Consider the following 10273-nt stretch of genomic DNA (forward strand, 5'->3'; position numbering starts at 1 on the left):
CGATTCCGAGATTGGCCACCACCACTACTTTTAAAACCTCAATGTTACCACCGTTAAATCATTTTCTGTAGAGCTTATCTCTATGTCTATCTTATATTTTTTGCAAACTCTCTTTACGATGTCAAGACCTATACCGAATCCGCCTTCATACTCGTTTGCTCTGTAAAACCTATCAAAAATCATGCGCTGCTGCTCTTTTTTTATGCCGATGCCGCTATTGGAGATGCTAAACATCTTTGGAGTGAGTTTTAGCTCCATCTTGCCGCCATGTTTGTTGTATTTGAGTGCATTGGAGATCAGATTGCCAAAGAGCCTCTGGGCACTTACCTCATCCATGCTAAAGAAGGCATCCTCCAGCTCTTTATGGATGGAGAGAGATTTTTTAAGCGCCAAGTCTTCATAGAGCGTGAGTTCGTTCTCTACGATTTCCTTTAGGTTAATCTGCTTTACATTCTCATTTTCACTCTCAAGCAGCAGGTATGTCAAATCGGAGTATATCTTTTGCACTCTTTTTGCGCTGATATCCACTCTTTTTAAAATCTTCTCGTCGATATTCTCTTTTTTGAGCCGCTCAATACTCATAAGTATTGCCGTTATGGGAGTGTTAAGTTCATGTGTTGAGTCTTTGATAAATTTGTCTAGTTTTACCCTCTCGTTTTGAATCGGTTTTAAAAACATCTTTGAGAGGAAATAACCCACAACAGCAACGACCAGAACCGAGAACATAGCCGTAAAGAGTATGCTTTGCAACAGCTTTTGCGTCTCTTGATCCTCTTTTTTGCTCTTAAGTACCAGATATTTAACACCGTGGTGCATCTGCGGGCTCATATCGACAAAATAATCAAATCTTTTGTCTTTATAAAAGCCCTGTTCAAAGACAATATCTTCCGCCTCTTGGCCATAAATCGGCATCTGATGCTCATCATAAAGCGCTACTTCATACCCATCTACATTTTCTATATGCAGAGGCTCTGAGCGCATGTAAGATGAGATGATCTCAGAAGAGAGAGTAAGTGCTATGTTTTGCATCTTCTCTTTTTTCATGGAGATGATATTTGAGGACTCATAGCGGTAAAAACTGACGGCTATAAAAAGAATAAGAAAGATTGAGGAACTAAGATAAAGTCCTAAAAAGCCCCAAAAAGACTTTTTTTCACTGGATGTTAACTCTATAGCCGACTCCTTTGATTGTTGTTATAAAATCCTTGCCAAGGTGTGCTCTGATATTTTTTATATATGTTCTAAGAGTTGCGTCACTCGGCACTTCGCTATCAAACCAGATATTTGCAATAAGCTGTGCATGTGATACGACACTCCCTTTTTGCAATAAAAAATACTCTATTATCTCAAAATCTTTTTTAGAGAGTTTTACTCTATTACCGTTTTTGACAAGCTCGTAAGTCGCCTTGTCAAGATAGTTTTGTGCGTCAATTTTCATCTGTGACCTGTCTAAATTATGCACCTTTGCAAGATGCTCTATTCTCGCATCCAGTTCCAAGAGTTCAAAGGGTTTTTTTAGATAGTCGTCACACCCCAGATCGAAACCTTTTTTTAAGTCATGTGCAGAATCAAGCGAAGTGATAAAGATAGTGGGGATATTTACATGCTGCTCTTTTAGAAGTTTTAAGAGCTCGAAACCGCTTAAAAGCGGTACGTTGACATCAAGAAGCATTAAATCATAACGTTTTTTGAGTATCATCTCATAAGCCTCTTCACCGTCATAAACAGACGACACAAAGTACCCTTTTTCGCTCAAATGCTCACAAAGTATCTCCGATAAGATGACATCATCTTCAAGTAGTAAAATATTCATTTGAGTATTTTACACTTTTTTCCTTAGAGAGTATAAAACAGGTATGATAAGCAGCGTCAGAATCGCCGAGGTTACTAGGCCTCCTATCATTGGCGCTGCAATCCTCTGCATGACTTCACTTCCGACTCCGTCTATAAACATAATCGGAATAAGTCCGCCAAGAGTGGCAAAAACGGTCATCAGTTTTGGTCTTAAGCGTCCTGCCGCACCTCTAATGATAGCCTCTTCATGTGATCCGTCCTTCTCTCCCAGAGCTTCATCAAGATAGATGACCATGACTATAGCCGTCTCAGCCGCAATGCCCAGCAGTGCCAAAAAGCCCGCAATTACTGCGACGGACATATTAAACCCCAGATAATCAATATAGAGCAATCCTCCCAAAACGGCAAAAGGCAGAGTGAAAAATACGATAAGCGAATTTTTAACATCTCCAAGTGCGAAATAGATAAGCACGAAGATGCTTATTATCACTATGGGAACGATAAAACCGAGTCTCTTTTTTGCAGATTCCAAATACTCGCTCTGCCCCGCAAACTCGTAGTAGTAACCTTTTGGAAGTTCTATCTTCTCAAGAAGAGCAGCCGCCTCTTTTTTATACTCATCCACGCTCACGCCGCTCTTAGGCGTGATGTAGACAAAAGAGACTTTCATCCCCTTTTCGCTCTTTATGACACTGGCACCCTCCGTATATTTTATATCCGCGAACAGACGAAGAGGCAAAAAACCGGATTTTGTTTTGACTTTTAACTCTTTGATTTTATCTATATCGTCTCTTTGGTCAGCATCCACTCTCACAGAGATCGGGTGACGCTTAAGTCCGTCTATAAAAGTGCTCACACCCAGTCCGCCTACACCAAACGAGACCGTGTCAAGTATCTCCTGTTTTGAGACGCCGTATCTTGAGAGAGCATCTTGTTTTATCTCTACATCGAGATAGTAGCCGCTGTTTGATTTGTCGGCAGATACGCTAAGCGTGAGAGGTGTGGTTTTTAGTCTCTGCTCTATTTTAGATGCTACATCTTCCAAAACCTTATTGTCATCGCCGTAAAGTTTAATCCCCAAAGGTGTGCGGATACCCGTTAAAAGCATATCTATTCTGCCTCGTATCGGATATGTCCATGAGTTTATCAGCCCTTTTATTTTAAGCGCATCTTCCATCTCCTGCATAAGTCTCTCATAAGTCATGCCATCTCTCCAAAGAGATTCATCCTTGAATGTGATAATGGTCTCTATCATGGCAAGAGGTGCTGGGTCTGTCGCCGTATTTGCGCGTCCAGCTTTTGCAAAAACGGTATCTACTTCGGGAAAGCTTTTTATAATCTTGTTTGTCTCATGAGAGAGCTCATATGCGAGCTCAATGCTGATACCGTAGGGCGTAACGGGCATATACATAAAATCCTGCTCGTTAAGCTGCGGCATAAACTCCCATTTTTGGGTAATGTAAAGTGGGTAGATATACGCCATGGCAGCTATAGACAAGATAATAACAAGATACTTTAGTTTTAAAAACAGCTTCAGCACGGGAGTGTATAAAAATGTAAAAAAGCGGTTTATGGGGTTGCTCTCCTCTTTTTTAATCTCTCCTTTTATAAAAAGTATCATCAAAACAGGTACTAATGTGATGGAGAGAATAGCACCCATAAGCATAGCGAACGTCTTTGTATAGGCAAGCGGCGAAAAGAGTCTGGCTTCCTGCCCCTCCAGTGCAAAAATAGGCAAAAAGGAGACAACTATAAGCATAAGAGCAAAGAAGATAGGACGCCCCACCTGCTTTGAAGAGTCGATGATAATCTCTACTCTGCTCTTTGAACCGTCGCTTTTAGCAAGGTGTTTATGCGCGTTCTCTATCATGACGATGGAGGCGTCCACCATAGCACCTATAGCAATGGCAATGCCTCCCAAACTCATAATATTTGAGCCTATATCAAACAACGTCATCAGCCAAAAACTAAGCAGTACCGTCAAAGGAAGCACTATAACGACGACAAGTGCGCTTCTAAAATGAAATAGAAACAGAGCCGTGATGATGATAACGATGATGGACTCCTCGATCAGCGTACTTTTAAGAGTATCTATGGCTCTGTCTATGAGTTTTGTTCTGTCATACGCCGTAACTATCTCCACATCTTCACTCTTTAGAGACTCGATTTTGGCTTTAATCTTCTGCAATACATCATAAGTGTTCTCTTTGTAACGCACCAAAACAACACCGCCTACAACCTCACCCTCTCCGTTAAACTCCGCAACGCCACGTCTTGGCATGGGAGACAAAGAGAGCTCTCCTATGTCGCTAAGCTTGAGAGGAACTACTCCGTTTACCTTGATGGTTATATTTTCTATATCTTCCACGCTTGTCGCATATCCGCGTGCTTGAATGATATTTTCATATCCGTTTTGCAAAAGCACGCCGCCGCCCCTGTCTTGATTATTCTTTTTAAGAGCAGCTGTTATTTCGCCGATACCGACGTTGTACTTGACCATCTTATCCTGATCGATAAGGAGTTGATAGTTCTTTATAAATCCGCCTACAGCCGCTACTTCGCTCACGCCGTCAACGCCCAAAAGACCGTATTTTAGGTAGTAATCCTGATAATCTCTCAGCTCTTGAAGGTTGAGTTTGTCTGATTTTAAAATATATTGATACGCCCAGCCTACACCGGTAGCGTCCGGTCCCATGCTTACTTTTGCATTTGATGGCAGAGTCGGTAGGATGGAAGAGAGCTGCTCTAAAATTCTGCTTCTGGCATCATATATATCCGTATCATCTTTAAAAATTATGTAAACAAGCCCGTTTTCAAAACTGCTCATGGCTCTTACGGTATCTATTCCAGGCAGCGACATCAAAGAGCTTATAAGCGGATATGAAACCTGCTCCTCTATGATCTTTGGAGACTGTCCCGGATATGAGATTTGAAGAATCACCTGAGGCGGCGAGAGATCAGGCAGCGCGTCAAGTGAGATATTTTTAAGACTAAAAAGACTCAGAGCCGTTAAAATTACCGAAACTATAAGAACCAAAAATATATTTTTCGCACTTAAGCTTATGATTCTCTCAATCATCTCACTACCACTCTTCGCTCATGTATGAGCCGTTTGTTACCGCATCGCTATCAAGTAAAAAGAGTGCATTTTGCGCCACTTCGCTACTCTCATCTATACCTGAGAGTACACGATAGTATCCGCCTATATACTCTACCTCTATCTCTTTAGGCTCATATTCGCTCTTTGAGATCTTAGTGAAAACATAGAACTTATCTCCTCTTTTTATGACCGCATCTTTTGGAAGAGTGAGTGCTGCGCTGAGTTTTTTACTAAAACTTACTTTTGCAAACATATCGGGAAATATTTTAGACTTGGGGTTTTTAACATCTATCCTGACATCAAAAGTCAAATCTTCTTTGTTTATTTTTGGATAGATCTTGCCCACCTTTGCGACTATCGGTTCGCTTAAGCCCTCTACGTCTATAAGCGCGTTCATGCCCTTACTTACAAACTCAATATCCTTTTGATACACCTTCGCAATTACCCACATAGAGGAGTCATCGACTATCTTTAAAAGCACTCCACCCGCTTTGGCATAAGAGCCTTCATAAATATTTTTTTGAATAATCTTACCGCTGTATTTGCTGTAGTAGGGAACTGCCGCACCTTTAGAGTCGATCGCTCTTTTGTCCAGTTCATAGAGATGCAGCTTCTCCAAAATAGTTGCATTAAGAGTTTGAAGATTTTTTGTAGACTCAAGCTCTTTTTTAAGCGTATATATCTCTTTGGAGTAGATATCAAAAAGTCTCTGCCCCGCTTTAACACTCTTATAAAGCTCGTTTGCTTCCAAGTTTTCAATATTTCCATCAAAGCGCAACACAAGCTCATATATCTTTTTTTCATCATAGGAGGTTGTTGCATAGTAGCTTTTGGTGATTTTTTTCATCTGCATCTTTGGCTTAATACTCTGGATATTAAAGGCTTGTTCAAACGTTTTTGCCTCAACAAAAGCAAAACTCAAAAGAACTAATAGTAGCGTTTTCATCATATACTCTCTTTCGTGATATAAAAAAGCTCCAGCTCGGCGGCTTTTATCTCTAGTTTATATTTTAATCTCTCTATCTCCAGATCAAAAAGAAGATTCTCATCCTCTATGCTTTTTTCAAGCATGACGCTGTTTCTTATGTTTGATTTCTCATAACTGCTGAGCGCTCTGTATTTCTCTAAAATCGCATCAAGATTCTCAACTCTTTTAGTGAAATACTCCGCTTTTTTACGGTTATTTTGAAAGATCATAGTTGCATTTTGCAGATAGTTCTGTGCATTTTGGAAGTTCTCTTGTTTTAAGTAGCGTGTTTTTTTTACTTTTGCATCTTCGCTGCCGTAGATCGGGAGTGCAAAAGATGTCGCCACGGAGAGATAGTCTTCAAAATTTTGGCGGTGGTTGTAGCTTAGAGATAGGCTTATGTTTGAGTATTTTTTTCTCTCTTCAAGCTTTGCAGCAATCTCCAACTGTCTGCTGCGCAGCTCAAAAATTTTATATTTCGGTGCTTTTTTTATATCTTCTTCCATAAACTCTTCGCCGATTTGTGCTCTTTGCATCGGGATGAACTCTTGACTTGTAAGATATTTAAACTCATTTTTTACTCTTTGAACACTCTCTTGAAGCTCTAATATCTTGTCCTCAAGAGCAAATATCTTTTTTTGAAGTTCGACGCTTTTTTTAAAACCGCTCTCGACACTTATGCTTTTTTCATAATAGTCTATGAGTATCTCTAAGTTTGTTTTTTTTCTCTCTAAAAGCTCTAAAAGATTTGAAAATGTTGTTATCTTCTCAACAATGAGTGCAGTTTTTTTATATAAATCAAGCTTCAAATCTTCGAGTTCATACTCTAAAACAAGGGTATCGACTCGAAGTATTGCCTCTTTGAGTTCAAGCTTGCCAAATGTTTCAAACTCTTGGGTTATTCCTATAAAGTTCGTCTGCATAGGCTCGATGTCTCTTTTTAAAAAGTTCTCATTTAAAAGCAGATCATTGGCACCTATGGAGATGACGGGATTTTTATATACCGCTTCACCTTTTATAGCCTCATATGATGCTAAAATCTTCTCATGTTTTGCACGCAAAAGAGGCGAGTTTAGAGCAGCTTTGTCAAAAACTTCGCTAAATTCCGCACCAAAACATACAAAAGGAATCATAAAAAGAGTCAGCATCTTCATAATCTGCTCCTAGTGACCATGCATCGATGAAGCTTGACCTAGATTGACACTCCCTTTGTGTTTATAATCCTTGCCCTGCTCATCTTTTATAAAAACCTGATACTGCCATGTTCCGTTCATACCGAAATTGACGTTACACTCAAAAAAGCTCTCTGTTTTTTTACAGATATCTTTTGACTCCATATAAGGCATTCCGGGCATCTGAGGCATAAAAAACTTAACTCTTACATCCTTCGCATCGACAACTTTACCACCGTGACCGCCTCTGTTTAGTTCGATTTTAATGCTGTTTTGCCCTTGGCTTAAAACTCTATCGCTTGAGAGCATTACATGCAAATCACCGCTCATACCCATATCCATAAACCCGCCTGCAAAAGAGAGGGTCGCTAAAATCGCTATTGATGAAAAAACCTTTTTCATTTTAATACTCCTATTTTTTATTTTAGAGTATATAGTTTTTAACGTGTAGTGATTGTGTAGCGATTAACTATTTTATGAAGTTTTTTTTACTTTTTATTTACAATATTTATGTTACAATTCTACTCATGGGGCTGACCTGGTTTCGACGGGATCAAGTAGCTTCTAATTGCATGTCGGACTGAGCATCTCCGTTACGCGGCTCAACTTGCTTAAACGCAAACAATACAAATTATCGCCCAGCTTACGCAGTAGCATAAGTTTTACCCCGACCTCTTAATTGATGGTCGGCGGGCTGCTTCACCTGTTGACTCTAGATAGGCAGGATTCGAAGTATAACCCTTATGTAGATATATTTTATGTCTGTCTCGAGCATAAAAAGAACCCTAGAGGCTCGTCTTGCGTAGCTTTGCAAGTTGTGTGAAGCAAGATTAAACTTAAACGACTTTACTAAACATGTAGACGTTAGGAGTAGCGTGGTTTCGGACTGGAGTTCGATCCTCCACAGCTCCACCAATTAGCAATTATTCCTCAAGACAAAATTAAAAACACTCATTAAAAAACTGCATAAAAAAGTAAAATCAATTAAAGCCACTCCGTGCTAGAATATGAACTATATTAGCTTTAAGGAACTTTTAATTGGCATACTATATAACAAAACTGATAATTACAGCACTTTTAATCGTATTGATTTCTGAAATAGCAAAAAGAAGCAGTATTGCAGGTGCAATATTGGCGGCCATACCTCTTGTGTCCATACTGGCAATGACTTGGATGTACATAGATACAAACAGCAGCCTAAAAGCCGTAGAGTTCTCAAAGAGCATTATTTGGTTGATAGCCCCGTCAATGACGCTATTTATTGTTTTTCCTATATTAATAGAAAAAGGGATTGGTTTTTATTTGAGCATGATTATTTCAATCGTCCTGACAGTTTTAGCTTACTACAGCGTTATACTTTTGCTTGAAAAGCTAGGAATCAGGATATAGAGATTATTAAATCAAAAAAATTATGACATGTCAGAATGATATCTCCCCTCTATTTCAGAGGGGATAAGAAGGATAAGTAGTTGCTTTGTGTATGACGAACTACATCATTCCCGGCATACCGCCCATGCCGCTCATATCTGGCATTTCGGATTTTTCTTCAGGCAGTTCATATATTGCCGCTTCAGTTGTCAAAAGCAGGCTTGAGATAGATGTAGCATTTGTAAGAGCTACACGTCCTACCTTAAACGGATCGATGATTCCGGCTTCAAACATATCTACATATTCGCCTGTTGCAGCGTTAAAACCGATGTTCTCATTTGTCGCATTCTCAACCGCGTTTACAACAACACCGGCATCATAGCCTGCATTTGTCGCAATCTGTCTTAGTGGAGCTTTGATAGCACGAAGGATTATCTCACACCCAATTTTTTGATCACCCGTTAGGTCTAGTTTTACTTTTGCGCCAGCGCGAACAAGAGCAGCGCCTCCGCCGATTACGATTCCCTCTTCAACAGCAGCTTTTGTAGCTGAGAGTGCATCGTCAACTCTGTCTTTTTTCTCTTTCATCTCAGTCTCGCTTGCCGCACCGACCTTAATGACCGCAACACCCCCGCTTAGTTTTGCCAAACGCTCTTGAAGCTTCTCTTTGTCATACTCGCTTGAAGTCGCATCTATCTGAACTTTGATTTCAGCGATTCTTTTTTGTACGTTCTCAGCTTTTCCTGCACCGTTTACAATAACAGTGTTGTCCTTATCGATTACAACACGAGAAGCCTGCCCTAAATGCTCTAAAGTTGCTGCGCTAAGTGTATGACCTGTCTCCTCAGAGATAACAGTTCCAGCAGTTAAAATAGAAATATCTTGAAGCATCGCTTTTCTTCTATCTCCAAAACCGGGAGCTTTAACCGCAGAGATATTTAAAACACCGCGAAGTTTATTTACAACTAAAGTTGAAAGTGCTTCACCTTCTACATCTTCTGCAATTATAAGAAGCGGGCGAGAAGTCTTTTGAACCTGCTCTAAAACAGGCAGTAAATCTTTTAATGAAGTAATTTTGCTATCAACAAGCAAAATCCAAGGATTTTCTATCTCAGCAGTCATCTTCTCAGTATTTGTTATAAAGTATGGGCTTAAAAACCCGCGGTCAAACTGCATACCTTCAACCACATCAAGCTCATCAACTATGCCCTTAGCCTCTTCAACGGTAATAACGCCGTCTTGACCTACTTTTTCCATAGCTTCAGCAATCATATTTCCGATCTGCTCATCGGAATTTGCAGAGATAGTCGCAACCTGAGCAATATCTTTTTTGCCGTTTACAACTTTACTAGCTGCTTTTAAGTGTGCCAAAATTGCTTCACATGCCTTGTCCATACCGCGCTTAACTTCGATAGGATTCGCGCCCGCCGTGATATTTCTAAGACCCTCAGAGAAGATTGCATTTGCTAAAACAGTCGCTGTCGTTGTTCCATCACCCGCCTCATCAGCAGTTTTTGAAGCAACATCCTTGACAAGCATGGCACCCATATTTTCTAATTTATCTTTTAGCTCTATCTCTCTTGCAACAGAAACACCGTCTTTTGTAATTATCGGATTACCGTAACTCTTTTGGATTAAAACATTACGACCGCGAGGTCCCATTGTTACCTTTACCGCATCTGTTAGTTTTGCAATACCGCGAGCCAGTGCATTTCTTGCATTGTCTGAAAAAATTATCTCTTTTGCCATTAAAAATCCTTTAAATTTATTTTACTATTCCAAAAACATCTTCAGTCTCTAAAACCAGAAACTTATCGCCATCAAGTGAGATTTCACTCCCTGAAAATTTACCAAAAACAACCATATCTCCAC

9 protein-coding genes, 1 tRNA gene and 1 other RNA gene (1 of these 11 running past the window's edge) are annotated in these 10273 nt (G+C 39.9%); 3 read left to right on the top strand and 8 right to left on the bottom strand.

Going from position 1 to position 10273, the window contains the following annotated elements; translation table 11 throughout:
- Positions 1-21: transfer RNA gene (locus tag RQ763_RS02980), tRNA-Phe, on the top strand (it extends 155 nt beyond the left edge of the window).
- A gap of 9 nt (positions 22-30) precedes the next feature.
- Here RQ763_RS02980 and RQ763_RS02985 read toward each other — a convergent pair.
- The 6 genes from RQ763_RS02985 to RQ763_RS03010 all read right to left on the bottom strand — a co-directional run bounded on the left by RQ763_RS02985 (position 31) and on the right by RQ763_RS03010 (position 7435).
- Complete coding sequence (locus RQ763_RS02985; RefSeq protein ID WP_314151088.1) at positions 31-1029, bottom strand: HAMP domain-containing sensor histidine kinase; 999 nt, start codon at positions 1027-1029, stop codon at positions 31-33.
- Positions 1030-1153: 124 nt separating this feature from the next.
- Complete coding sequence (locus tag RQ763_RS02990; protein WP_314151089.1) at positions 1154-1813, bottom strand: response regulator transcription factor; 660 nt, start codon at positions 1811-1813, stop codon at positions 1154-1156.
- A gap of 9 nt (positions 1814-1822) precedes the next feature.
- A complete protein-coding gene (locus tag RQ763_RS02995; RefSeq protein WP_314151091.1) occupies positions 1823-4873 on the bottom strand; it encodes a CusA/CzcA family heavy metal efflux RND transporter in 3051 nt (1016 codons plus the stop codon).
- 4 nt (positions 4874-4877) lie between these two features.
- On the bottom strand, positions 4878-5840 hold the full coding sequence (locus tag RQ763_RS03000) for an efflux RND transporter periplasmic adaptor subunit (RefSeq protein ID WP_314151092.1): 963 nt from the start codon (positions 5838-5840) through the stop codon (positions 4878-4880).
- Positions 5840-7015, bottom strand: coding sequence for a TolC family protein (locus RQ763_RS03005; RefSeq protein WP_314151093.1), 1176 nt, complete (start codon positions 7013-7015; stop codon positions 5840-5842). The genes RQ763_RS03000 and RQ763_RS03005 overlap by 1 nt, the downstream gene beginning before the upstream one ends.
- A gap of 9 nt (positions 7016-7024) precedes the next feature.
- Positions 7025-7435 (bottom strand): FixH family protein, encoded by a 411-nt coding sequence (locus RQ763_RS03010; protein ID WP_314151094.1) that lies wholly within the window; start codon positions 7433-7435, stop codon positions 7025-7027.
- 127 nt (positions 7436-7562) lie between these two features.
- Between RQ763_RS03010 and ssrA the strand changes: the two genes are divergently transcribed.
- Both ssrA and RQ763_RS03020 read left to right on the top strand, forming a co-directional pair.
- Positions 7563-7948: a transfer-messenger RNA gene (gene ssrA, locus RQ763_RS03015) on the top strand.
- A 123-nt stretch (positions 7949-8071) separates the two neighbouring features.
- Positions 8072-8422, top strand: coding sequence for a DUF3147 family protein (locus tag RQ763_RS03020; RefSeq protein WP_314151095.1), 351 nt, complete (start codon positions 8072-8074; stop codon positions 8420-8422).
- Positions 8423-8521: 99 nt separating this feature from the next.
- Here the strand turns inward: RQ763_RS03020 and groL are convergent, their stop codons facing one another.
- A complete protein-coding gene (groL, locus tag RQ763_RS03025; RefSeq protein ID WP_314151097.1) occupies positions 8522-10150 on the bottom strand; it encodes a chaperonin GroEL in 1629 nt (542 codons plus the stop codon).
- Between the two features lie 16 nt (positions 10151-10166).
- On the bottom strand, positions 10167-10265 hold the full coding sequence (locus tag RQ763_RS03030; RefSeq protein ID WP_314151098.1) for a hypothetical protein: 99 nt from the start codon (positions 10263-10265) through the stop codon (positions 10167-10169).
- Positions 10266-10273: the final 8 nt, after the last annotated feature.

Source organism: Sulfurimonas sp. (assembly GCF_032250635.1).
Lineage (GTDB): Bacteria > Campylobacterota > Campylobacteria > Campylobacterales > Sulfurimonadaceae > Sulfurimonas.

Coding starts and splice junctions, on each gene's coding strand:
- groL (WP_314151097.1), bottom strand. CDS start 10,150: ATGGCAAAAGAGATAATTTTTTCAGACAATGCAAGAAATGCACTGGCT.
- RQ763_RS02995 (WP_314151091.1), bottom strand. CDS start 4,873: ATGATTGAGAGAATCATAAGCTTAAGTGCGAAAAATATATTTTTGGTT.
- RQ763_RS02985 (WP_314151088.1), bottom strand. CDS start 1,029: ATGCAAAACATAGCACTTACTCTCTCTTCTGAGATCATCTCATCTTAC.
- RQ763_RS03010 (WP_314151094.1), bottom strand. CDS start 7,435: ATGAAAAAGGTTTTTTCATCAATAGCGATTTTAGCGACCCTCTCTTTT.
- RQ763_RS03030 (WP_314151098.1), bottom strand. CDS start 10,265: ATGGTTGTTTTTGGTAAATTTTCAGGGAGTGAAATCTCACTTGATGGC.
- RQ763_RS03000 (WP_314151092.1), bottom strand. CDS start 5,840: ATGAAAACGCTACTATTAGTTCTTTTGAGTTTTGCTTTTGTTGAGGCA.
- RQ763_RS02990 (WP_314151089.1), bottom strand. CDS start 1,813: ATGAATATTTTACTACTTGAAGATGATGTCATCTTATCGGAGATACTT.
- RQ763_RS03005 (WP_314151093.1), bottom strand. CDS start 7,015: ATGAAGATGCTGACTCTTTTTATGATTCCTTTTGTATGTTTTGGTGCG.